Raw genomic sequence first — 26,023 nt, 5'->3', positions numbered from 1 at the left:
TTCTTCATCCCGTCTCTATTACATATTACGCGTTACGATTCAAATAAACGTGACACACCAATAAAAGTGTGATGTAGCGCGTCGTCCAATGCTTCTATGAGAACCCCACTTTGTTGTAGCTGGTTATGCAGGCCCTCACCGAATAGTTCGAAACTCTTTGCAATTTGTCCTCCAATGAGAAGACGATTTGCTTCAAAACTTGTAATAAATGGACGGAGAAATACGCCCAACTCTTCACCAAATTGTACGAACAACTGCTTCGCCTTAGGATCTTCCCCCTTGGCCAGCTGTGATAACTCCTTGACATCCATTCCTGAATAAAGAGAATCCGTAGCATCAAATAACTTAAGAATTCCGCGCCTTGAGAAGCACTCGTCCGCCGTTGTCCCTCGATAGGATTGGTTATATAAGTAGCCCTCCAAAGGAACCGTTGCACCTTTAGTTACTATAGTTCCTCGATCGATAAACGCCGATCCAATCCCTGTACCTAACGTAATTGCTAGAATTCGATCTTCCGGGAATAACTTACTGGCACCAAGTCCGAATAGTCTCCCATCATTTTGAAATTGTATTTTAATATCCTTTACAATCTTGGATAGTACTGATTCTTGCAATCTCTGTAAAAGCTTCTCTCGTACATTCACTCCATACAACGATTCAAATTTATCGAGATTCCGAATCCAACTGATTCCACTCTCATAATCAAACGGGCCCGGGAACGTCAATCCTATACATATCGATTCATCTTTCAGAAAAATGAATTCATCACTCATTGCTGTGATTGAATTTCGTTTCAAGCGCTGATATTGCTCCAACAGGTCCAAAATGATAGCCTCGAGTTGACAAATGATGACAGACTCAGACTCCTTCGCGAATGCATGATATTGTGAGATGGTATTATTTAAAACCACACCACGTTCCACAATACTAGCTTTCACAAATGTTCCACCGACATCCAAGGCAAAGACAAGATTAGTGGTCAAGGAGACTCACATCCCACGTTGGTGAAACCCCTGCTTTGATTAGCTTGCAAGGTGTTTCCTTCATATTCACTATTTTATAAGCACCGAATACCGAAGGCAGAATATATGACTCTGCATAGTTTAATTCAACAAAAACAGATTCATCCTCAGTAGAAACAATACGTACTTTCTCTCCTTCTACTAAGTTGTACATAACAAATTCCCCTTGTGTATCATCATTCCATTCCGTTTGGAGATGAACTCTAGCTACGTAGAATAGCAAATCATCTCGTTGTCCCAGAAGAAATTCTTCGTTCTCTCCTTGACTCTGTACTCGTATCGGTGAAGGAATGAGATTTTCTTTTACCCATGGCGTAGTTTTATCGAAATCAATATTTTCAAATCCATGTTCAATATTGATAGGTCGAGGCTTACCATCTACATCTTTGCGCAAATAGTCATAAATTTTAAAGGTAAACCACCATGTGGTTGAGGAGATTTCGAGTACGAAATTGTCTTTTCCCGAGCAATGAACAGTACCTGGCGGAATCAGAAACAGGTCTCCCTTATTCGCGTCCCATTCGTTAACATACTCCGTAAAATCCATCGGCACACCGGTTTCTTGCGCCTGTTCTACAGCTTGATGGAAATTCTCTTTTGTACTACTTTCCGTCATGCCAAGATAAACTTTAGCATTATCTTTGTGCTCCATAATATAGTACGACTCTTGCTGAGTCATGAATTCATTAAACTTCTCTCGCACATATTCCTGCTTAGGATGAACTTGACATGATAAATGCTCCCCATCCATCGTATCCAGATAATCAAACCGAACTGGGAAATAATCACCGAACAATCGAACAGGTCGTTCTCCCATAATAGCCTTATACTCTAACGCCATCACAATTAAGAACGGTACTTCAATAACATCCTCACCGTAGCCAATGAGAATAGAGTTTTCCGGTGCAATCGGTTCGAATCCCCATGCACAGTTCGCCCATGATTCAGGTAAATCAGCCATTTCTTTTAAATACTGACCACCCCATAGCCCTGGTGCGAAGAACGGTTTAACACGAAGTGGTGCGCAAGCTATACTCCTTATCATCTTTCTTAGGGCCTCACTCAATGTGACCACGGGTTCTACTGGTTTATTCATATCCACATACAAATTAATATGTTTAAAGATTTGTTTACGATATCCCTCCAAAATAGGCCATTCTACAAAATAACATATTTTATACTTTTCTACAGAGTCTCGGTTCCATGAAAGTCCAAAATTCAATAATTGCTTCTTATGCTCAATTTGCTGATATTCCCTAGATACATCTAAGAAAATCATAAAGCTGCTTTGTCCACCTGCAAGCCAATATGCTCCTGGACCAAATACAATCGTAACTTGCTTCTCTTCATTATTTATCGAATTTATACGGTTCGCCAATAATGATCTAGCATCAGATAAGAAATAGTCTGAGATGTTAGCTTCCGTAACAAATCCAAACGTCCGATTATCCGTAATATTCTCAGCGAACTGTTCACGTAAACTTTCACCAGATTTCAAGTATCCTGCAGTACTCTGGATGTTCAATATCCATCCTTTTTTCTCGGTCGCTGCAACAACTTGTTGAATGAATTGTTGATAATCTGCACCATGTGTACCATCCACAACAATTAGCGTAGGACAATCGGTGGCGTCATTCTTGTGCGCTATGATATGTTGAATTGTATATTCAATATATTCATATCCTTTAAAGATCGGATGCTCTGTGAATTGTTCTCGAACTGGGTTAATAGGAAATTTGTTAAACATGGATTGTTCCTCCTCAATTTTATGTATTATCTTTTATGGCAAAAGCCACCCTATTAGGTGGCCCCCCATATTCTTATTTCATCTCGTTTATTTCACAAAAGTAACAATTCTTGTACTTAATAAACGCAATCGCCGATAATGATACCATCACTTTTTGTCTAAAATATCTAATTGCAATGCCTTCCATACCAATTGCGCAAACTGACTGTTCGACCAGGCAAACCAGTCGCGTGTAAATATCGATGGATCATCTTTATGAAATCCCTCATGCATAAATCCAGTGTCTGCATCTGTCGATTCTAGCAAATGAATCATTTGCAAAATTTCATCCGGTTCCACAGCCGTCAATCCTTGCATTGAAAAAGCAAGAGGCCATACGTAATCCGGTGGTGTATGTGGACTTCCAATTCCACTTATCATTTCTCCCTTATAGTAATAAGGATTATCTTCACTCAATATAAACGCGCGAGTATTTAAATACACAGGATCATTTGCATCAACATACCCAATATAAGGGGCTGACATGAGGCTAGGTGTGCCTGCATCATCCATAAGGACGTGATTGCCGAAACCATCTGTCTCAAAAGCATACATCCGGCCATATTTCGGATGATCAACCATTCCATATAATTCAATAGCATGTTGAATTTCTTCTTCCAATTGAGCCATGTCGGCAACTAAAATCTCGTCCCGATAGACATCACGGGCAACTTCTTGCATCTGTCGAAGTGTCACTACAGCGAACATGTTAGCTGGAATGTTGAAGTGAAAATCACATGCATCATCACTAGGTCGAAAACCCGACCAGATCATCCCTATATCATTTACAGGCATTCCAAGCCCTTGTTTCCGCAAGGTATCAATCATAATGCCATTATGTCGTTGAAAACGATATTCTGAAAGTACAGCATGTTGTTGTTCAACACACCATACTCTCAGCATGGTATTCAATGCAATCTTAAAATGTTCATCAAATATGCTTGTCCGGCCTGTTTCTTTCCAGTATTGGTATGCAAGTCGGAACGAGAAGCACATGGAATCAAGTTCAAACTTACGTTCCCATACCCATGGAGAACTTTCTGTCTCATCTGCAGAATTCCAATGCCAATCGTTAGATGTTTCATTAAACGCGTTAGCATACGGATCTATTTGAATATAGAACATATGACGTTTAATAACTCCCTCTAGAATACGTTGCAACGCTACATCGTCTATGGCAAAAGGAACATAATGAATAACTTGTTCTACAGAATCTCGAAGCCACATGGCGGGAATATCCCCTGTAACTACAAAGGTTGAACCATCCTCTAGTAGTTTTGTTGTTGTTTCTAATGTATTTGGAAAGCAATTCCGAAATAATCGACTCAGCTTTGGACGATGGACAAGTCTCTGCTCCACCTCTTGTAAAACCTCTTGAATGGTGTGAGGCAATGGAAATTTAGGTATGTCGATTTGTGGTAATCGATGATCTTTCACGACGCAAGATTCTCCTCTCTCCTACAATTTTATTTGTTTGAAACAACATTCAAGTTGGTCATAAGGAATGCTTCTGAATTTCCGCCGACTATAATATCCTCACCGATGCCCTCAATTATCGAATTCTCCAAGATAGTATTCCGGCATTCATACTGCGGCATATATCCATAGCTGCTTCAGGAGAATTTAACTCCTCACCCCATGTAACGAGATAGCGGAACTCATAGAATCCACCCAAAGTCGCAGCAAAATTCGTCTCCCAATAATTATTCATAGCCCAAGAATATAAATGACCTGGATCCTGATCTAACTTTTCATCACCATTCAGCAAGCGGAACTCATGTTTAAGCGAGCCTAGCTGGATTAGTGGTGTATCCGGCATCGCAATGGCTATACCGTTGTTTTCTTTTACGTAAGCGATACCTTCGCCTAAACAGTAGTAATCTGCCAAGCTGCCTGTTAATTGGTCTTTTCGCGGACGCACTAATGCGTCCATCTTATCAATCCACAATTCTTCACTATCACTTGTCATTGGACTTCCAAAGGGTAGCGAAATATATAAGTTCTCCGGATCCCAAACGCTGTCTTTATGCATTCTAACGGCCACATCAACACGAGGTCGATCCATATACGCCGTGATAAGTAATGAATAATGAGCACACCCGTCTACCTTAAATGTGAGTTGAACCGTGCCATAAACATCCCCTTGTGTAATAACCTCTGCACTTGTTAGGATACCTATTGAAGTAACCGCGTCAGGTCCTTTACGATTACGGCCCATTTTTCGACGTACTTCATACATGTCTTCAATCTTTGAAGCATGGGTCACATCATATACCGGCGTAAAGGCATTATGATTACGATCGCCCCGTAGCATTTCCTTCTGAGTGCGTTTATCTACCCAAGATGTAATACCTGCACCTTTGGACCACTCTATTCTTACAAACGGCGTATCGATATAGGTTGATGTCATCTTAAATGCTTGCTTCGCGTGTGACACATCGATATCCATCATTCGGTCCGAACCAACATAATCGTCACGATATGCCGTCTTTACTTTCCCACTCTTAACAGATTGAATATGGATTGTTTTCTCTTCACCTGCTTGAAGTACAACCGGAATACTGACGATAACACCTCGGGGTGCTACTCTAAGTTGCGCAGAATACAGTTCACCACTTCCTTCATCACGAACTTCAAATCCATCTTTAATTAGGTCGTAATGCCATCCTTCCATAATGAAATGAGCGACATCTTCTTGTGTATAATGATAGGGATTATGCAACTTGAATCGCATAGGTCGATCCGGAGAAAGGAGTGCATCCCCCTTTTGCTCAAGAATGTCATATAACGCACGATGTACCAAAGTACTTGCATTCGCAGCAAATGCTTCTTTACGTAGCCCCAATTCTTGCACGAAGGGATTCCAAGGCTCTGTAACTGAGGAATGATAACCCCAGGTATGCTCTGCAAATAGAGTAAGCTGATATTCCATTTCTTTCATCGACTCTGATGATACGATTTCACGGTTCGGATCAAGTCTTTTCACTTTTTGATAGACGCGTTGTGCCTCCCGGAATACCTGAACGTGCTTCGGTGTTGAACCTACACCATCTGTCCACCAGTCTGGCCAATCCCCACGATGAACTGGAATATCATTCGGATGGTTCTCCGCATGTTCGCGAACTTCAGTGAAGAATTCATCCAGTGTAGAAGGCTCTATCCAAATTCGATCACCATGTTTCTCATTCCATTGATTCACAAAACCCATCATCTGTACATTAGGAGAGCTATTGTCTGTTGGCAAACCAGAAAACATGACTGGTGCAAATGAGAATGGATAACCATCTTCTTGTAATCGGTCAATATACCGCTGAATCCGTACTTCCGCGATTTCAAACGTTATCCCTTTGCTTGTATCGAATTCATCTTTAATCGTATAAGATCCACCAATACCAGGAATTAATCCAAGGTCATTACCAAACACATAATGTTCCCCATTCCATGTCAGTAAGCGCTCTCCATTTGGCATCTCCCACCAAAACGGCTGTTGTTTCTTCCATAACGGGTACATGGAATGATGCGCATGAATACAAGTAATTAAATTTTGAACTCCTGCATCAAGTAAAACTTGACCATATCCCCAACTGAATCCCGTAATATCAGCAGTCATCGCAGATTTCACAGGTACTTGAATCGATTCCCCATAATCACGAATACGTTGAATCATAGATTCAAGCAGCTCTTTTCCAATCAACTCGCTCATATTTAAATACGTTCCAGAAAGCCCAATATCTCCACGCCGTACAGCTTCTTCAAATTCTATCTTTTCCTGATCAGATGCTTTGTCCAAAAATGTTTCGACCGGCCAAAATGTCTCACATACCCATTTAAATCCTGTCCATTCCGGCCGCCGACCCGAATGAATTTCACGCAAAATATGAAGTACTTGACGAATAAAATCAACATGATATTGTTGAATCTTTTCTTGGCGCTCTGTATATCCGATATCGGTATGCGAATGATGTATTGCATAAATTTTCCACGGTTTTGTTCCTTGCAACATAAATATCTCCCTTTCATCTATATAGATAACCTTCTATAGATTCCGTATATTATTTATTATTTTGTTATCTATCCTTTTACTCCACCAAGAACCATACCTTTTACAAAATACTTCTGAAGAAATGGGTAGCATGCAAGTATTGGTAATGCCCCAACAAAAATTTGAGCTGATTTCACGGTTCTGTCTGATACGGATGCTAGATTTTTCAACTGCTCCGCGGACATATTCGTTAGACTGGATTGCACAATGATGGTCTGCAAATAACTCGACAATGGATAGTTGTTTTGTGAATTCATTAGAATGAGGCCATCAAACCAAGAATTCCAATGACTCACAATTGTAAATAACCCAATGGTTGCAATCGATGGCATCGATAATGGAACATATATACGCCATAAGGTTTTCCAATACCCTGATCCATCAACAAATGCAGCCTCTTCCAATTCTTTTGGCAGTCCTCTAAAGAAATTCAATAATAGAATCACATTAAATACAGGTACTGCATTGGGTAGTACCAAAGCCCAGATCGAGTCTAATAATCCTGTAGTACGAATCGTCATGTACCAGGGAATCAATCCCCCACTGAACAATATTGTAAATACAAAATACCAAGCATATCCTGTTCTAAATTTGAGTTCTCTACCACTTTTTGAAAGAGGGTACGCAATTAATATCGTCAATAGCATACTAACCACGGTACCTATCAAGACACGTTTAACAGATATCCAAAGGGATAAGAGAAACTCGCCCTTAGATAGAACAAACGCATACGATTTGAAAGTCAGATCCTTGGGCCACAGTTTCACAATCCCTGCGCTTGCGGCAACATTCGAGCTTAAAGATACTGCTAATATATGAATTAGTGGAACTAGGCATACCACGGCAAGCGAGATTAATAAGGTGTAATTAAAGATTCGGAACAATTTAAGTCCTAGTGATTTTCCTTCTACCATAATGGCGCACCCCCTATGCTAAAAAATTCTATAGTCTGCAATCTTGTAAGCAAGCCAATATGATATGGATACAAGCGCAAATGAAATGAGTGATTTGAACAAGCCGAGTGCAGTAGCCACACCATATTGTCCATCAATTAGCCCTATTCGATAGATTAGTGTATCCAGAATATCCCCACTCTCATATACAAGCGGACTATATAAATTAAATACTTGGTCAAACCCCGCATTTAGAACGTTTCCTAAACTTAATGTAGTCATTAGCACAATAATTGGCAGGATACCTGGAATTGTAATGTTCCACGTCTGTTTCCATCGATTGGCTCCATCAATTACCGCAGCTTCATACAAACTCGGATTAACAGCTGTCAATGCCGCTAAATAGACGATCGTACTAAAACCAAATTCTTTCCATACGTCAGAGAGAACTATCGTGAAAGGAAACCATTGATTATCACCAAGAAAAAATATGGGTTTGATCGAGAATATACCTAAAAATTGATTTAACAATCCGTATGAAGGTGATAAGATATCAATCAACACACCACCCAAAATAACCCACGATAAAAAATGAGGTAGATAAATTAAGGTTTGAACCCATCTTTTAACGACACTTTTACCCACTTCATTCAAAAGAATAGCAATCGTAATAGGTACAATTAATCCAAAAATAATTTTCAAAATAGCGATAAACACGGTGTTCCATAATACCTGATAAAAATCTGGCATACTGAATAAATACTCAAAGTTCTTTAGCCCCACCCATTTGGAATGGAATAACCCTTTTGATGGGATGAACTTCTGGAAAGCCATAATTCCCCCAACCATAGGGATATAGCAGTAGATAAATACAAGTACAATTCCCGGCAATAACATCAAGTGTAGTGGAAGTTGCCTTTTAAATCCCTTTTTCAACAAGATGTTCACTTCCTTTTTATTCAATCATGTTCTCTACAATATCGAAGGGGGCAAGTTGTTAACTTCCTACTCCCCCCTTCTCCTTGGACATTATTTTTGTGAAGCATTCCACTCGTTAACTTCTTTAGTAATCTGTTCTCCGCCCAGCTTCTTCCAATCTTCTACAAACTTATCGAATGAATCAATGGATGCTGCACCATAAATAATTTTGGTAAAAATTTCTGTTTCCATTTTATCAAGTGTTGCCTTTTTCTCTCCCATCGTTTCTGTCGGTGCACCACCATATCCCTCAGACACGATCTTTTTTCCATCCCATAGTTTTTGCAGAACCATCATAGCGCCATCAGGCCCACTTTGATAAGTCTCACCATAGAAATTCAGATCTCCCTCCTGTTGGAAGGTAATGATTTTATCATAAGTTGATTTTTCTTCTGGATTCAGCTTTGAAGGATCTGTGTTTTTAAGCGCTTCCGCAACGTTCTGTGACCGCTTTAAATCCTTATCCGGTGCAGCCAAATCAACAAATGAATATTTCGCAGTAGTAATACCTTCGGCATCTACACCATACTTCAAATAATCAGCTGATTGACCATATAACTTCTCCGTAAATAAGTTCGCCATTTTTATCACGATTTCCGGATGTGTTACTCCCTTTTTCACAACGAAATAGAATGATGCACCAAACGGCATTTGTACAGCAGCATCGCCCCCATCAATAGAAGGTATAGCTAACGCTCTCCATTCTGCTTCGTTATTTTTCTTTTTATTATCTTGCAAAGGCCACTGAACTGCCCAACTAGGTCCAAAGAGAAGACCTACACGATCGTTCACTAGGGATTCAGCAACTTTTGATCCGTCTTTAACACCAAATTCCTTATCCAATTCTCCGGCTTTATACATATCGGCTAATTGAGCAAGCGCAGTTTTCACTTCAGGCTGAATACTACCGTAAATAAGTTTTCCTGAAGAGTCTTTCGTCCAGATGCGCGGATATGCTCCGTATGCGTTAAAGAATCCATTTACTGAAGGATAGCCATTAACGACTTCCTTGCTTAATGCAACTCCGAATGTATCTTGTTTGCTGTTACCATCGGGATCTTGCGTGGTAAACGCTTTCATAGTGTTTAAAACGTCTTCCCATGTCTTCGGCTCTGGTAAGTTTAACTTTTTCAACCAGTCTGTACGTACCCACAAAACGGGTGTTTGTCCACCGATCATAGGTTCAGTTTTCGGAATGGCATAGAGCTTATTATCGAAAGCAGCTGATTGTAAAGCCATCTTATCCTTTTCAAATATACTCTTAACTTCTGGTGTAGCATACTGGTTATAGGCATCTGTGATATCCTCTAGCATATCTGCTTCAACCAATTGTTTTAATTGTGTAGAATTCACCATCATTAAATCAGGAATATCTCCTGAGGCAATGGTAACGTTCAATTTCTGAAAATATTGTGCATCTGTTCCTTTAACAATCCAATCATATTTCAGATTTATTCCCATTTCTTTATAAAGGGATTCCCAAGCATTATTTTCTTCCGATTGTCCATCAGGGTATTTGACATCTTGCGTGATAAATTTCGCTGCCGTCACATCAATTGGAGGATCATACTTACCTAGTGGATTTATTGTTGTTTCCTGTTGTTTAGCTTCACTTGCACCTTCAGATTTTACATTTTTATTCTCTCCGCAACCAGAAAGAATAACAGATGTTAATAAAAGAGTTGAGAGAATGAAACTTAAACTTTGCTTACCCTTCATATTTGAAGCCCCCTTTTTAAATAAATTCTCTTCGTTACTCATTTAGTATAAAATTTCCGTGAGACACAAACTAGTTTCCATTCATTACATTAGTATCTTTTATTTACACATTTTAATTTTTCTTGAGATCTCGGTATTCTTGAGGAGTTAGATTGGTCGCCTTCTTGAAGAAACGATAAAAATACTGCGAAGATAGAAAGCCAAGTTCCATGGATATATCATTCACTTTTAAACGATTCTGCTCTAACATAGACTTGGATTTCTCCAACCTAACTTCATTGATATATGTTGATAGTCCTTGTCCAGTCAGCTTTTTATAAACCCTCGACAAATAGGACGGATTATGGCCAACAACTTCTCCAATTTTCGTTAAAGATATATCACTGGACATATGGCTCGTAATATAATTCTGAATCTTTTTAATCAATTCATGTTCTTGCATGTTCATACCAACCATTTTCCGTTCAAATATGCCTTTGGAAATGAGCATAAATTCCTCACAAATTTGGTGCCACGATTCGTACCGCTCAAATTGTGTGAATCGGCCTAGGTCTTCATTAGACGGAGCGTTACTTATAGAATGCTGTAGGCCATGGGGCAGGAATACGGATACAAGTAAGAAATATAACTCCATTTGTATATCGCTTGGAAAAGGACCCGCAAGGGAAGCAAAGGATAGCAGTTCTTCTAAAGTAACAAAAAAGGAATTATCCTGTCCATTCTCCATGCAAGCTCTCAAATACTCGATTTTGTTAAAATGAATCGTCGTTAAACGAAGCTCACCTTGATTCTCCTGACGTATTGTCATGCCCTTGGGCTCAAGTAAAATAAGCTCTTTACCTATGCCTAATCCACTGTGGAACAATAGATTCAATAGTTCAAATTTTTGAGGAACTTCTGTCCATGCAACCGCATCAGATGCCAATGCTAGAGATATAGGTAACTTCAATAATTTTAGACAAGTCTGTTGAATTTCCTCTAACATCTCGCGTACAAAGAGTATCGTTCTTGTCCAACCCTCAGGTGATCGTGTTGAATCATTCGGTTGCATAAACCATACCATTTTGTTTTTCCCAAAATTCATAGATAACATCTTAGTAAGAGGGGATAATAATTCACTTGTAATATTGTCCAGCGCATAATGAAATAAAGCACGGTCCGTTGAACTATGTAGTTCTCTCCAATCATCAATTCGAGCGATTACCAATAAACACGGCACACTATCGTCCAACTGAATTTGTAATTCAGCAAATTTCTCTTGAATAGAGTCTACTGCTTTCAGATCACCTTGTACCAATTCATTCATGTATTGTTTTTGTAGATAAGGAAGAACTATCATTTCCTTCTGCTTGGATTGAATTAACAATGAATCCAATAACCGTTCTTCATCAAGATCTCTCGCTACTCTAGTAATAGTCTCCACAATCTTACTATTGCCTTCCGTTTTCAGAATATAATCAACGCCACCTTGGCGTATGGCTTGTTGAATATAGGAAAAGTCACTATAACCTGTTAGAAAAATAACTTTACACTTCGGCCATTGTTTAATGATTTCCTGATGAAGTTCCAATCCACTCATTCCTGGCATTCGAATATCAGACAATACAATATCCATTTTGGTTCGTCCAAGCCACATCAACGCCTCTTGTGAAGAAGAAGCCGAATAGACTTCCAGTTCAATCTCTGTGAGTCGGCTGCATAGTTTAACAAGTCCATTCATAATTAGTGGTTCGTCATCAACGATTAATAAACGATACATTATGTCTCATCTTCTTCCATCAAAGGTATTTTCATCAAAACTCCCAGTCCACCTAAGTCACTACGATACACATCTAGTCCTGCTGATCGGCCAAATTTAATTTGCAACCGTCGATGAACATTTAGGATCCCCGTTATTTCCAGCCCAACTGAATTCATCCCAAACATGTCTGATAAGTGCTCCAATTTTTCTTCCGTCAATAATGTACCATTATCTTCGAATCGAATATAAAGTAGATGATCACGAACAAAATTCGTAATATGTAGCACACCTTCTGAAGGTTTGGTCTCTAGTCCATACTCGAAAGCATTTTCAATTATCGGTTGTAAGATCAATCGAGGTACATGAACTAAACCATACTGCTCTGGAATCGGCTCAAAGTTGACTCGAATTCGATCACCAAATCGCATGGACTGAATATTCACATATGCTTCTGAATGTTTAACTTCTTGGCTAAGTCGCAATTCCGATTTAGCATCTCTTGTAATAAACTGAAAGTAATCCCCAAGATACCCAACAAATTTCCTTGCATTATCCATGTCTTCAAATTCAATCAACTGGTGTAAAATAAAAAAGCTATTATATAGGAAATGAGGATTAATCTGAGATTGTAACTGCTTAAGCTCAGATTGTTGTGTACGTATCTGTTGTTCATATACTTCTTGAATTAACGATTGCAGTTGATTCACCATTTTATTGAATTGATCTGATAAATCAAGAAATTCATCATTGCTCACTTGTGAAATTCTAATCGACAAATCACCTTGCTCGACCTTACGAAATGCAATAAGCATGTTACGAAGGGGATTACGAATCGTTTTAAATATCCAATAAGAAAACATCACAATAACAAGAATAGATAGAACGAACAACACCCAAAATAAGATGTTAAACTTATCAAAATCTCTCATAATTACAGATTCTGGCGTATAGATGGCAAGTGTGAAATCGTAGATTGGTGATCTCTGTAAAGACACTAAATATCGTTTGCCCTTATTCTCAATGATTGCTCGATCGTTACTACTACTATTCTTCTGAGTTAAAAGACTATGAATCTCATCCGATACATCACCTAGCCTATTATTCGAGATATACTTATTATCCTTGTTAAAAAAAATAATGGCTTCGCCTTGATCTACCATATTTCTCAAATCTTTGAGAATCATATTTTGATCGATCTCTATTTCAATCAAAAAAACAGGCACCCGATTAGAAAAAGCACTTTCCGGATAATAAGAGCTAAGTAATAATTTATTATCCCACCATAATAAAGGAGATAACTGTTGTTGCATTTTAGTTCTAAATTGATTTAATGAATCTAAAGGAACCCCATCTTCATAAGTTCCTGGCTTAATCTTCTTATTAATAAGTGGTATGTGGAAACTAACTTCAGCAATATAGGAACTGGAATCTTTAAGTAGTGTCAATTTTCTCTCTAAGCGTAATATACTCTCTCGAAGTTCATTATCTGATAAAGCAGGCGCTATAGTCCCTAGAGTCATTAAATCCTCATCAACAACTAAGGATCGTTTGAACTTATCTATTTTGCTAATTTCGTTCTCAAGCGAAGATAAGTAAAACTTCACATTCGACTGCATGGACTGCAGAATCTGTTCCCTTAAACTGTTGGCTACCTGATGATTAAGGAAGATACCTAGCATATATACGGGTAAGATTGCAATTAGAAAACCTAGTAACAATTTGGGGTAAATGGTGAATCTATTCTTCTGAAGCCTCATCGTCACACCCTCCAATGGATTTCTAAAAAACTCAATATGTATTATAGAGTGATAAAAGACTATCGCACTAGTTACCCTCTAGAGTTCTTCTATAGAAAGTAAAAGTACCACAGATTAATCGGAAACCCGATCTACTGCGGTACTCTTTTCGTTGACACAAACACATAATCCGGAAAATCATCACTTATGTCCCGATCCAAAGACCATTACCTAGCAGCATAAGAAAAAGGATACACTACTTTCATCGCTTGGTAAATGGGTCTTCTCCATCATATTGGATTCGACTGGAGTGTTATACTAAATCGAAATTTCATATCATCCTCAAACCACATCACAAAATTTGTGCCCCATACATTGTTATGGAGATTGAAATGAAATCCTCCGTCCAACGGAGCGTAAGTATTGTCTAATTCTAGCAAACGCGGCTCTCCCGGACAAACGATCGGAGCATCCAACGTTTCTATAACCGCGCTACCGTCCGCTCCCTCGTAATAGAGTCCAGTGTTGACGCTGTGCATATTGCGATTGCCATCTTTCACGACAAATAATGGGGAAACCCGCATGCCTAGCTTATCCATCTCCCAAAGATTAGGATTATTGACGAGCGGTACAAAAGAAAACCAGCTCGCTTCTGGAAGGCGGCACGCCTGTTTATCTTTCCATTGCAGTTCGACATCCATCTTGGGCTCTCGCCGATGGAAAGTATAAATCACAGACAATGTTCTAGGTGCTCCGAAATGTTGACAAACATCTTGGGGTAACTTTAATTCTGCATGAACAATATCGCAATCGGTCTGTTTTTCTAAATGAAGAGTTCTGACTGTTGGTTTGTACCGTTTATGAGCCGGTTTCGGCTCGACATACTCAATACCTGGTTTGCCTAAATCGTTGTCAGCCCAACTGTGGTGGATTGTTAAATTGGTCACATATTCGTCGAAATATCGATCGTAATTTTCTTTACCAAACGTTTCATATTGGAAAGTCCCTAATCGATGTTCTTCGTTCGCCCATACTTTACCTAATGGATCAATCAGTTTATTGATCGATCCGTCTGGAGCAAAGCTCACATGGAATTGTCCCAACTGGTAACATTCATTCATCTCGATAGCAACGGTACCTTTCTCCGTTTCAGCACTTTCTCCGGGAGTCATACGTTCAAATTCTTGTCTTGCCTCGTTTGCCAATTCTTCGGGCAACGAGGAAAGCGCCTGATCGATATAATCCCGTTGTTCTTGCCACGAACTTTCCAATACACTTAACGATCTGTTAGGATTTTCGAGCTGACGAAGGTAATTATATTTCTTCATCTTTGTATCATCCAAGACATCACGAACTCTTGCTTCAGCAAAATCTGTAGCAGAATAATTATCAAAATCAACCAGATAAACCGATGTATTTAACCCCCACGTATGTTCTGAGATAAGCATTAAATGATTGCAAAAGTGAGTATATTGCTCACTTTCCGGATCTAACACCCCTAAGGTGATCCATTTCTCCCGTAAACGGAGCAATTCGCGATATCGGGCTACTTTCCATGGATCGGAAGTGATCCCATGAATCCATGAATCCCCTATTTCCTCTCGTATGATAGGCAAGCTACTTTTAAGCTCGAGCAGTTTCTCAGCAAACGCATCAAGCGACGAAGCCATGATTTCTGCCCCAGGGTATTCAAGTTGCAATTGCACAAACAACTCGCGAACTTCTTCCATACTAGAAGGGCCATGGTTATCCCCCGTATGTGCGAAGTACAATGCATCTTTCAGTCCATCCATTTGAAAAGGTTTGCCATAACTATCAGCATAATTCACGATGATTTCCGACCCATCTGATGCGCGCCACACGAAGATTTTAGGCACTTGCGGATTTTTGGACACCATATTTACACCCAAATGTAAGTATTGAATACCACTTTTGGCTAACAATGGAACCATCCCAATTGTATGCCCGGGGACGTCAGTCATTTTGGCGGCAATCGTTCTTTTGCCGTACTTCCGATCCAATTTTTTGGAAATCGACAGACCAAATTCAAACAATTCTGCATCCATCATTTCTGTATGGCTCGTAAATGGTAGACCATGCCAAGCTATTCTTCCTTGCATTATCGCCTCTTCCATACGTACGCGCATATCTGGTGAAGCCACTTTTAAATATTCGTTGATCAACCATGAACCCGTCGTCCAGACAAATTTCACGTCTCCTTCTTCACTCGCAAACTGTTCCGACAGTTCAAGTGCTTGCGGAATAAAATGGTTCATATACCGATCTACTACATTTTTCGCCATATCGGTATACCCCATATCTAGATGCGTTTTGAAAATGACATGTACTCTTTCGATCGTTTGATTCACGATTTCACTCCTTCATATAGTTTAATTACTAAGAATTCAACATCAGTAAATCAGGAATCTCACTAGAGGTGAAACTCAATGATTTTGTACTTATCATATTGTTCCTCGCTTCATTGTTACTATCTTTATTATAAAATTAGCACGGGACACTAACTAGTTTACGTTCATTACATTTGTATCTTTTATTTACATTTTCAAAGGTAATGGCAGTACCTATTCAGAAAAAAGCCCAAGCGAACCTCCACTTGAACTTTGACAGGATAGACCATTGGTACGTGTGGCCTTGAAATACCACTTCCGTACTAACACAAAAAACACTCCACTCTGTGGAATATGACAACAATAATCAAACAAAAAAACGGCATCTCTGCCGTTTAGGTTTAAGGTGTTCGTCGAATCAAGAAGAATTCCTCGAAAGAACCCTACTCTGGCCACACGAAAGATTCATCTTCAACCTCTCGCTTCAGCTCATTGAAGAACCACGTGACGCCCTTCCACCAATTCGGGTCCTCGGCATAAGTTCGATTTAACCACTGAATGGGTTGACTTCCACCCGGACGCTTACTACTAATATTAAATACCGTCTTGGCCGCAATGGAAGCTGACCGTGTAATCGAGGTGTTATAACTCTCCCAACTTCCAAATACGTTGAACGGATTATTCGCAATTTCTTCGACCTGTTGATGATCTTTAGGAACGAATCCCTGCTCTTGGCCAGTGATCGCAAACAACAAGAGTGGGTGAATATCATATTTCTTGCTGGCTTCTATAATCTCAGACAAATAGGGCTCCTCAGCTAACATTGAGTTCCTATTCCGCAAATATTGCTGTAATCGCTTCCGATCTATAACTACATATTTGAGTTCCTCTGGGATTCCACCTTCTAAATTTGATGCCCTGTTAATTGGCTGCTGTATATTCAGCGTATCTACATTTGTGGCGGGTGCTGATGATTGTTGATTCATTGATAGGACCACCATGATCACGAGTCCAATCGCACAAATACACGCCATTGTCATCGATATCCTACGATTAAATCTTATCCTGTTCCAGTATGGAACAACTATAGGTACAGTAGTATCTTCGGCTTCCATAGCAACCGCAAGCTCCACAGAGACACTAGAAACCTCTTGACCCTGACTCCATTCCCTCTCTAATGCTTGGAGTGAAATAGTAGACGATTGTTTCTGTGACCATTGAAGAAGAATCTCACTGAACATCTCTTCCTGTAGAGGGAAAGTAGAACTGTTAGACACCCATTCACTTAAGGAAGATAACAAATCTTCGTTACTCAAATCCAAGGTCATACAATGCTGTAGCACATCATCTGTCTGAATGACGAGCGTCTCTCGATGCTGCTTAAGAAGCTCGTAGCACACTGCCTTCTTCACCTCATCTGGAAAAGAAGGTAGACGGCCCTCAATAATCCGATGCACCGCATCAGCTAATATGGATGCCCGTAGCTTCGGCTCAATACCCAAGTGCTTTCGTTCAATATATTGTTTCAGTCTTACAATTTCTCCACCAGATAACACATATTCTTGCATCTTTTTTATCCCAGCCCATCTTGATGTTCAGTTAGAGAACGATTCTCTATGAACAAGATTCAACGTTTGGGTTGGAAAATCCTTCTTGAATGTATGACTAAATCAATGAATGTGAAGACTTATACATTCAGAGGTAATGCTACTTTCAAAAAAAGATATGCTCTATTAACTTTAAATTTTATATGTAAATAGTGTAAGGTATTATATATTGACTTTTGAAAGAGTGGAGGGTTGTTGGTGAAGATTATATATATTCTATCTCTAGTTCCTTTTATCGGGATATTAGGGTTTCTTCCTTTTGTTAACCGAATCGAACCATATGTATTAGGAATGCCCTTTTATATGTTCTGGATGGCCATGTGGGTTGTCCTTACGTCCGTGATTTTGGGTATCATGTATAAGTTGGACCCCCGCAATCAAGAAGGTGAACAGGAATGAATATTGCTATTATCATCATTTTAGGATTCTTAGTGTTATCTATATGGCTTGGGATAAGATCGACCAAAGGAAAAGATATGAATCTAGAACAATGGACGGTTGGCGGACGTGGTTTCGGTGCTATATTCGTCTTTCTGTTGATGGCTGGAGAGATTTATACGACCTTTTCTTTTCTTGGAGGAAGTGGTTGGGCGTATGGTAAGGGTGCACCCGCTCTATACGTCCTTATTTACATTACATTATCTTATGTATTGTCATATTGGCTTCTACCGGAAATATGGGCATATGCCAAGAAAAATAATCTAATGTCTCAATCTGATTTCTTTGTAAGTAAGTATAAGAGCCCAATGTTAGGCATTCTGGCAGCACTAGTCGGTGTCGTGTCGATGATTCCTGTCATCGTTGTGCAACTTAAAGGGTTAGGGATTATTGTATCAGAAGCATCATATGGCGCAATCTCCATATCTACTGCCGTGTGGATGGGCGCAATTTGTCTTACTATTTATGTTATGCTCTCTGGCATACATGGCTCAGCTTGGATTGCAGTCATTAAAGATATCCTGATGATCGTCATCATTGCGTTCTTAGGTATTTATTTCCCGATTCATTACTTTGGTGGCTTGCAACCGATGTTCGAAGCTGTTAATGCAGCGAAGCCTGGGTTTCTAAAGCTTCCAGAACAGGGGCTTAGTGTATCGTGGTTCATCTCCACAGTCATATTACTCGTAAGTGGGTTTTACATGTGGCCCCAAGTCTTCAGTGCAGTCTATTCCGCACGTAGTGGGAAAGTATTTCGAAAAAATGCGATTATCAGCCCGCTATATACGCTCATGTTATTGTTCGTCTTTTTTGTAGGATTTACTGCGATATTGAAAGTACCTGGACTGGAAGGTGCAGATGCAGATCTCTCTTTACTGCGACTGTCGATCGAGACCTTTGATCCATGGTTTATTGGGGTCATTGGCGGAGCTGGACTGCTGACCGCATTAGTACCAGGATCCATGCTATTGATGAGTGTTGCTACACTGCTCGCAAACAACGTCTATAAGGAGTTTGTACCCGGCGTATCCGATCAGAACGTCGTACGAATAGCAAAGTCCCTCGTTCCTGTTATTGCACTTATCGCGGTCTACTTTACTTTAAACGGCGGCGAAACGTTGTCTGCATTGATTCTCATGGGATACAGCCTGATCACACAGTTGTTTCCGTCGCTTCTCTTTAGTCTAACCAAGAACAATGTTATCAATAAATATGGTGCAATCGCTGGCATCATCTGCGGACTTGCCATCGTAGCCTATATTACGCTCAGTCATGCAACGATAGGTACCTTGTTTCCATCCTTACCACAGGCAGCGAAAGATTTGAATGTTGGAATCATTGCCCTTTCTGTCAATTTCTTTGTAATGATTACGGTAAGTCATATTGTCAGGAAGTTCTCGGTTCGTTAACTCTATTTTCAGCACATAAAAGGCCGCTAATCACACGAAGACCCTTGTGTTTAGCGGCCTTTTTAGTTATACAGCCTTAGGATCTCTGCTATACGGTAGGTTGGTTTGAGTGCCCGACACTCGAAATTGTGGGCGTGTCTGATGATTTGGTTGTCTTGCTCCGATTCAGTCCAATCCCTACACGCCCGAATACATATGCTCCACCTGGGATACGATTCGCTATGTTCATCACAATCGCTGAACCTACCACACACCCGACAAATTGCAGCACAACACTGAATAGTCCTAAGTTTTGCAGCCCGAAGAATGATGGTAGTTTGACGAACAAAGCCAGAAGCAATGGATGTAGCAAGTAAATGCCGAAGGAGTACCTACTGCTCCACTCCAGCACACGCGGCACTTTCCGCATCCTTGATGCCACCATGAAGAGCAGCAGGATCATGCTCAATGTGAATAGAAGCATATCGATTCTCTTGGAGGAATGTGATGTAATCCAGCCTTGCCCATTCACGAACAGCACAAGCGCCCCAGTTAATACTGGAAGTGTGTACACGGCCAATCGGAACCGTTTCAGCTTTTCCCGGAACCAAGTCTCATTGCGCCCCAAGTAATAAGCAACTGTGAAGTAGAAAATCCACCCTGGGGAGAATATCCAATACATTTTATCCCAGATATATTGAACTGCTACCGTATCGGCGGGCTGGGTGAAGTTGAAGAAGCCCAAGTACACTATGTTAATAACGAACGACACAATCAGCATAGTGCGGGGCGTGAATCGCTTCTCATACCTTTGAAACAAGATGTACAAAGCATAAAACTGAAAGATAACGAGGATAAAGTAGCCATGAAAATCTCCAAGCAGCAGATGACGCCAGAGGTAATACCAAGAAGCCTTAAGAAGCGGAATACCATCCCTGCTCGCCATGTCCAATCCTTTTAAACCTGCGTACAGTGCACCGAAAAAAATATAAGGAAGAAAAATATACTTGACCCGCTTCCCCCAGAATCCTGCAGGTATTCCATCTGGGTAAGCAAATGATAATACGAATTGGGAAATAAATACGAATACCGGCGTGCCGAACGTTAGCAGTAGACCCACCGACTCCACCCAAGGTGTATTTCCGTCGTCATAGACCCGATATAAGGCATGCAGCAGCGCTATACTTAAGCAGGCAATGCTGCGCAGAACGAACATTTCCGTATTTATTTTGCGTTCCATGATGAGTTCCCCTTTCATTCTTGCGATTAGTTACCCACTGCTCTTTCTACAGTCAATCGGGCTGCAATCGTCTTCTCCATCCCCTCGTTAAGTGTATGAACTGGGGACCATGACATCAATTCCTTTGCTTTCATATTGTTCAAATAACTGTGAAGAATATCGCCCGACCTTGCCTGTTCATAGGTTATCAGGACTTGGCGGCCCGTTATGTTGCCTATCATCTCGACAATCGTATTTATCGAGGTAGCTATTCCACAACTAATGTTCATTGTTTGATTGCCCACCCTTTCTTCTGCCCAGACCGCATCTACAAACGCCTGCGCCACATCCTCAACATAGACGAAATCCCTTGTCTGCTCACCATCCCCATAGATAACAAGACTTTTGCCTGCCTTCATCCGATCCAGAAAAACCGAGACGACCCCAGCTTCCCCATGCGAATTTTGCCTAGGTCCATATACGTTAGCAAGACGAAGAATCGTATACTTTAGCCCATGCATACTGGCGAATTGCCGAATGTAAGACTCTGGGACGCTTTTGGATATGCCATAACAGGACTCGGGATTGAAGGGATGTAATTCATCAATTCCCAAATATTTAGGGTTGCCATATACGGCTGCCGACGAAGCATATACGATCTTGTGAACGTGATGAACCTCGCACAAGCGCAGTACGTTCAATGTGCCGAAAATATTCACGTTAGCATCGAATAACGGATTCCGCTGTGATTCGCTTACGTCGATCTGCGCAGCCAGATGAATGACCGCATCCGGCTTCTCTCGATCAAAAACATCGTCGAGTGCCTCATCTCGAATATCGTTCACATATAGAACTGCCGCTGGATTCCTATAACACGATCCGGAAGCACCCGATATATTATCTACGATCACAGTCTCAATGCCGTCTTCTATGAGCCGATCAACAACATGAGACCCAATAAACCCAAGCCCCCCAGTTACTAATACTTTCAAATAAAAACCTCCTTTCGGCCGATTAGACTGGTGTTTATACCACACATCTTCTACTAGATTTACATAAACTACTAAATCATAGAATGAAGGAGTGAATGCATATGGCAACTTCCCCTATTCCAGACGGTTCGGTGACAACGTCCATTATTGCTGACGGCGCAGTCACTTCTATTAAATTGGATCCTGAGACAAACGGTTATGTGAACGTCCGATCGTTCGGAGCCAAAGGTAACGGAATCCAGGATGACACCGTAGCAATTCAAAATGCGATCAATGCCGGAGCCTCCAGCCGCAAAGTTGTAATCTTCCCTTCCGGCGTATACAAAGTCTCTTCTGGGCGTATGCGTAATCCTTTAATCTTAGACTGGTGGTGTGTTCGTACGCTAACTGGAACCAATCTGCACTTCGAACCAGGATCCAAGTTGGTGCTTGCCTCGAACCCCCCATCAGACACTCGGGTTCTCGTCATCTTCAACGTCTCTAACATCACGATATCTGGTAGCCTCGAAATAGATGGAAGTGCTGCCACTGTGAAATCAACAGTCAACGATCAGCTTCATGGCTTGTTTATTTCTTCTGCACAAAATGTAAGGATCGAATCGGTGTACTCCCATGATTGTTATGGTGATAATATTTTTGTTGGAGGTACGGAAGAAAACCCATCCATCAATGTACAGATAGGTTATGCGCGCTGTGAAACGGCTGGACGAAAAAACTTCGTCATCCATTTTGTAGATCAGCTTCATGTCAACAGAGCGGTACTAAATAACAGCCGTGGTGGCGCTCCTGGCTTTAACGGTGCCAACTCGCTCGATCTGGAACCAGACGATTTCATGGGGACCCGCAGTTTTTATCAGCGTTTCGACTCTTTGACTACCATTGGCTTCGGTAATGATCTATCAGCCGGTCTAACGGATGCAAATGCGAGACTCTGGATACTCGACATCGGTTCACTCGACATGCGTGTGGGTGGGACGCTGCAACCTGCATTGTTGTCATATGGGCTGACGATAAAAATTAGCCATTTGACTATCCGCTCCACAGATCATAAAGCCACATACGGTCTACAGACGATCTATTCACAATTTATCGATATCGCGAGTGCACGATTCGATGGCATAGGAGGTCCTGCGATCTACGCTGCGTTCAATGCCTCCGGTGGCAAACCAAGATTGCATATAGGCTCGCTAGGAATATACGGATCCGGTTCTACACTGGCAAGCGGCGTTCGAATCGACGGAGGAGATCTTTATGTTGGAACAATCGATGCACAGGACTTAATAGGTAGTACTTTGCAATTATTCACAACGGAATCTGATACAATGGCTACTGTCGACAATATGATCGTCCGAAATAGTGGTACCAATCAGGTTATTTTGGTCTCTTCTTATGGTGTGGCAAAACCATCCTTGCACCTTAACAATGTGGCAGTGTTCGATACCCGAGCTATAAAGGTGAAACGTATTTTGGAATTCGAAACGTTAATTGCCATGCAGGGCACGTCGCTTGGCACTTTGTACAATCCTTATTCCATTGCGGAATGGTTCTCCACCTACGGCAACTTCAAACGGGCACTTCGTCTCACTGGAGGTACACTACTTCCTGCAGTATTCATGGTGGAAGGTTCTCCCGAGGGAGTCGTAACCGCTCAGGTCGGTAGTCTGGCTATGAGAACAGATGGTGCAGCGCAAACTACCTTGTATGTGAAGGAGAGCGGCACGGGTGCGACCGGCTGGAAGGCCAAATAATCAAGAACCACAATCTCTTACTAACTCTTTTGAATACATGTCTCAATCGTCTCAATCACACGTACCTGATCCTCCTTAGATAAAGAACTTCCAGAAGGTAGGCATATACCGGTTGTGAACAATTTATCAGACACGCTATATTCCCCTAAGTATGGATAATAGGAGGAGTTTGCGAACAAAGGCTGTAGATGTAGTGGTTTCCATACGGGTCTAGCTTCAATATTGTTATGTTCCAAGCAAGCTAAGAGTTGATTGGCTGAGACACCGACGATCTCTTCATCGATCGTTAGAGCGCTCAACCAGCGAGTGCTTCGGCAATTCGGCGCTTCCGGCATGAAATGGAGACCCGATATAGATTCCAAGCGGTCCGAGTACGTCTGACTAATTTGTCTGCGCCGTTCAACTCGCTCCTCAAGAAGTTCTAATTGACCGCGACCCACAGCGGCCAATAGGTTACTGAGCCGATAGTTGTACCCCATCTCGGAGTGCTGGTAATGTGGGGCATTGTCACGGGCTTGCGTAGACCAGAAACGAGCCTGTTCTAAGGCATCGATATCGTCCGATACAAGCATGCCCCCACCCGAGGTCGTAATGATCTTATTGCCGTTGAACGAATAGATGCCGAATCTGCCCCAAGTGCCGCTTGCCTTTCCATGGTAGAAAGCGCCAAGCGATTCGGCAGCATCTTCGATCAAGGTGATACCATACCGATTGGCGATGTCAGCAATCGGCTCCATATCTGCGCTCTGTCCGTACAAATTGACGACGATGGCTGCTTTGGGCAGAAGTCCTTTCTCAGCCAAATCTCGGCAAGCCCGCTGAAATGATAGTGGGCACATGTTCCATGTCTCTGGCTCCGAGTCTACGAATACAGGCGTAGCACCCATATATAGAATAGGGTTAGCGCTTGCTACGAAAGTGAGCGTCGAACAAATCACGTAATCTCCTTGTGAGACGCCAGCCAGTCGCAGTGCGAGATGAATCGCTGCCGTTCCAGAGCTTAACGCAAGGGCGCCTTTCGAACCTGTGTAGGTGGCCATCTCCCTCTCGAAAGCGTCGACTTGCGGTCCAATTGGAGCGATCCATCCAGATTCGAATGCATCAGTCACATAGGCATGCTCACGTCCGCTAATATGCGGCGGGGATAACAGGATCCGTGGTTGTATGCTCGGTTGACGAATACTCATGCGTTACTCCCCTCTCCATCTGGACAGTTTGGTCCAGTTGGAATACATATTACATCGATTTACTTAACAGCGTGATCCATGGTGTTTTGTTCCAAAATAGCTGGTTGCCTATATAGTGGAAAGTAATTCCCTTCTAGTCGAGTGTCGCTGAGCGACAGAATGCGTTCGTACAGCTCAGGAAAGAATATTCGCTTACCCAAGTAATAATCGAGCGGTTCTAGATGAGTCCCAAACCCCTGTTTAAACTTAAATAAGTTGTCATTCCCTTTATATCCCCCACCAAGATGTAAACGTTCGAATCCATTCTCCATCCCCCACACGGCTGCTGCGTGGATGAGTATTTTGGTCGGTGACCACTGTAGATATGCCCGATCCCAACCACACAAGTGATAATGCATCCATGGTCGTTCATGGATAACAATACAGGCCGCCACTATTTTCTCCCCATCCATGACCTCGAACAGTTCTAAGCTCCCCTCCAGTAAACGAAATGTCTCTCCAATAAATTTTCGAGGGAAATAATAGAAGGAATCCGCCTTTAAATCTTCTAACGTTCCATAATACAAGTCGATAAAGGGCTCGACCCGATCCCTCAGATCCGACTTTCGAATTGTAAATGGCGACGACTTTATTTTGCGAATATTTCTTTGATGATTGCTACAATAATGCTGGACTAGCTCCGACTCTGAACCAACTGTCAAATCCATATAGGCTGTATTCCGAATCAACTCCGTCGTTAGCCCACTTTGATATTCGGAGGAATTGCCTATCAATGGATGGAACCTTACAAACTCAGTCATGATCCGCTTCTCTTTGCAGTATTCGGTGAACACTTCACCGAATTGTTGGTACAACTCAGTCCGTTCAGCTCCCAGTGACACATTCGATATCGGTCCGCCATATCCATAAGGCGTGCTGATATCGTACCATTCGCCTTCCAACCCCAGTTTGATTACGGCGGGAAGATGACTGATGGATCGTACCAAGTAAGGGTACATAATGAGCTGATCCCCCCGCTTATATACAAATAGCTCTGCCCTTTGATGATCTTCATCTTCGAACAGCGAAAAATAAGCAGCGGAGAAATAGATATCCTTATCGGGCATCTGATTCAAATAAGCATCCCATTCTTCAGAACTCGAGCTATGAAGCACGGTGAAGCTACTCATACAACACCTC

At 41.4% G+C, this 26,023-nt stretch carries 18 protein-coding genes; 3 read left to right on the top strand and 15 right to left on the bottom strand.

The genetic code is table 11. The annotated features are described in order from the left end of the window. Nucleotides 1–32 precede the first annotated feature (32 nt). The 11 genes from BW961_RS10145 to BW961_RS10095 all read right to left on the bottom strand — a co-directional run bounded on the left by BW961_RS10145 (nt 33) and on the right by BW961_RS10095 (nt 17,833). Nucleotides 33–983: an ROK family protein gene (locus BW961_RS10145; protein WP_068585146.1), complete on the bottom strand. Its 951-nt coding sequence runs from the start codon at nt 981–983 to the stop codon at nt 33–35. Next, nucleotides 973–2,769, bottom strand: coding sequence for a class I mannose-6-phosphate isomerase (locus BW961_RS10140; RefSeq protein WP_068585149.1), 1,797 nt, complete (start codon nt 2,767–2,769; stop codon nt 973–975). Before BW961_RS10140 ends, BW961_RS10145 begins: the two co-directional genes overlap by 11 nt. Before the next feature lie 147 nt (nt 2,770–2,916). After that, nucleotides 2,917–4,245 (bottom strand): glycoside hydrolase family 125 protein, encoded by a 1,329-nt coding sequence (locus tag BW961_RS10135; RefSeq protein ID WP_068585153.1) that lies wholly within the window; start codon nt 4,243–4,245, stop codon nt 2,917–2,919. 115 nt (nt 4,246–4,360) lie between these two features. Then, a complete protein-coding gene (locus tag BW961_RS10130) occupies nt 4,361–6,811 on the bottom strand; it encodes a glycoside hydrolase family 38 N-terminal domain-containing protein (RefSeq protein WP_068585156.1) in 2,451 nt (816 codons plus the stop codon). Nucleotides 6,812–6,879: 68 nt separating this feature from the next. Continuing rightward, nucleotides 6,880–7,764 (bottom strand): carbohydrate ABC transporter permease, encoded by an 885-nt coding sequence (locus BW961_RS10125; protein WP_068585159.1) that lies wholly within the window; start codon nt 7,762–7,764, stop codon nt 6,880–6,882. An 18-nt stretch (nt 7,765–7,782) separates the two neighbouring features. After that, nucleotides 7,783–8,640 carry an ABC transporter permease gene (locus BW961_RS10120; protein ID WP_068586046.1) on the bottom strand — a complete coding sequence of 286 codons (858 nt, stop codon included), beginning with the start codon at nt 8,638–8,640 and terminating at the stop codon, nt 7,783–7,785. Between the two features lie 132 nt (nt 8,641–8,772). Beyond that, nucleotides 8,773–10,440: an extracellular solute-binding protein gene (locus tag BW961_RS10115; protein WP_068585162.1), complete on the bottom strand. Its 1,668-nt coding sequence runs from the start codon at nt 10,438–10,440 to the stop codon at nt 8,773–8,775. 112 nt (nt 10,441–10,552) lie between these two features. Continuing rightward, nucleotides 10,553–12,199 (bottom strand): response regulator transcription factor, encoded by a 1,647-nt coding sequence (locus BW961_RS10110; protein ID WP_068585165.1) that lies wholly within the window; start codon nt 12,197–12,199, stop codon nt 10,553–10,555. Continuing rightward, nucleotides 12,199–13,938 carry a sensor histidine kinase gene (locus BW961_RS10105; RefSeq protein ID WP_068585168.1) on the bottom strand — a complete coding sequence of 580 codons (1,740 nt, stop codon included), beginning with the start codon at nt 13,936–13,938 and terminating at the stop codon, nt 12,199–12,201. Before BW961_RS10105 ends, BW961_RS10110 begins: the two co-directional genes overlap by 1 nt. Nucleotides 13,939–14,207: 269 nt before the next feature. Beyond that, on the bottom strand, nt 14,208–16,286 hold the full coding sequence (locus BW961_RS10100; protein WP_076576773.1) for a DUF5054 domain-containing protein: 2,079 nt from the start codon (nt 16,284–16,286) through the stop codon (nt 14,208–14,210). 422 nt (nt 16,287–16,708) lie between these two features. Continuing rightward, nucleotides 16,709–17,833, bottom strand: a complete 1,125-nt coding sequence (locus tag BW961_RS10095) for a glucosaminidase domain-containing protein (protein ID WP_068585170.1) — start codon at nt 17,831–17,833, stop codon at nt 16,709–16,711. Nucleotides 17,834–18,070: 237 nt separating this feature from the next. Between BW961_RS10095 and BW961_RS10090 the strand changes: the two genes are divergently transcribed. Both BW961_RS10090 and BW961_RS10085 read left to right on the top strand, forming a co-directional pair. Beyond that, nucleotides 18,071–18,271 carry a DUF3311 domain-containing protein gene (locus tag BW961_RS10090; RefSeq protein WP_068585172.1) on the top strand — a complete coding sequence of 67 codons (201 nt, stop codon included), beginning with the start codon at nt 18,071–18,073 and terminating at the stop codon, nt 18,269–18,271. Further along, a complete protein-coding gene (locus BW961_RS10085; protein WP_068585175.1) occupies nt 18,268–19,719 on the top strand; it encodes a sodium:solute symporter family protein in 1,452 nt (483 codons plus the stop codon). Before BW961_RS10090 ends, BW961_RS10085 begins: the two co-directional genes overlap by 4 nt. Before the next feature lie 88 nt (nt 19,720–19,807). Here BW961_RS10085 and BW961_RS10080 read toward each other — a convergent pair whose 3' ends face one another. Both BW961_RS10080 and BW961_RS10075 read right to left on the bottom strand, forming a co-directional pair. Next, nucleotides 19,808–20,938, bottom strand: a complete 1,131-nt coding sequence (locus tag BW961_RS10080) for an acyltransferase family protein (RefSeq protein ID WP_068585178.1) — start codon at nt 20,936–20,938, stop codon at nt 19,808–19,810. Nucleotides 20,939–20,964: 26 nt separating this feature from the next. Then, nucleotides 20,965–21,909, bottom strand: coding sequence for an NAD-dependent epimerase/dehydratase family protein (locus BW961_RS10075; RefSeq protein ID WP_068585181.1), 945 nt, complete (start codon nt 21,907–21,909; stop codon nt 20,965–20,967). 101 nt (nt 21,910–22,010) lie between these two features. Here BW961_RS10075 and BW961_RS10070 point away from each other — a divergent pair, with 101 nt between their 5' ends. Further along, a complete protein-coding gene (locus tag BW961_RS10070; RefSeq protein WP_068585184.1) occupies nt 22,011–23,657 on the top strand; it encodes a glycosyl hydrolase family 28-related protein in 1,647 nt (548 codons plus the stop codon). A gap of 20 nt (nt 23,658–23,677) precedes the next feature. On the opposite strand, the gene BW961_RS10065 is transcribed toward BW961_RS10070, so the two are convergent. Both BW961_RS10065 and BW961_RS10060 read right to left on the bottom strand, forming a co-directional pair. Then, nucleotides 23,678–24,844: a DegT/DnrJ/EryC1/StrS family aminotransferase gene (locus BW961_RS10065; RefSeq protein WP_068585189.1), complete on the bottom strand. Its 1,167-nt coding sequence runs from the start codon at nt 24,842–24,844 to the stop codon at nt 23,678–23,680. Between the two features lie 59 nt (nt 24,845–24,903). Beyond that, nucleotides 24,904–26,013: a GNAT family N-acetyltransferase gene (locus tag BW961_RS10060; RefSeq protein WP_068585191.1), complete on the bottom strand. Its 1,110-nt coding sequence runs from the start codon at nt 26,011–26,013 to the stop codon at nt 24,904–24,906. Between the last annotated feature and the right edge of the window lie 10 nt (nt 26,014–26,023).

This window comes from Paenibacillus macquariensis, assembly GCF_900156375.1.
Lineage (GTDB): Bacteria > Bacillota > Bacilli > Paenibacillales > Paenibacillaceae > Paenibacillus_AQ > Paenibacillus_AQ macquariensis.
The sequence above is the reverse complement of the archived record's forward strand: the minus strand, read 5'-3'. Positions and strand labels throughout refer to the sequence as shown.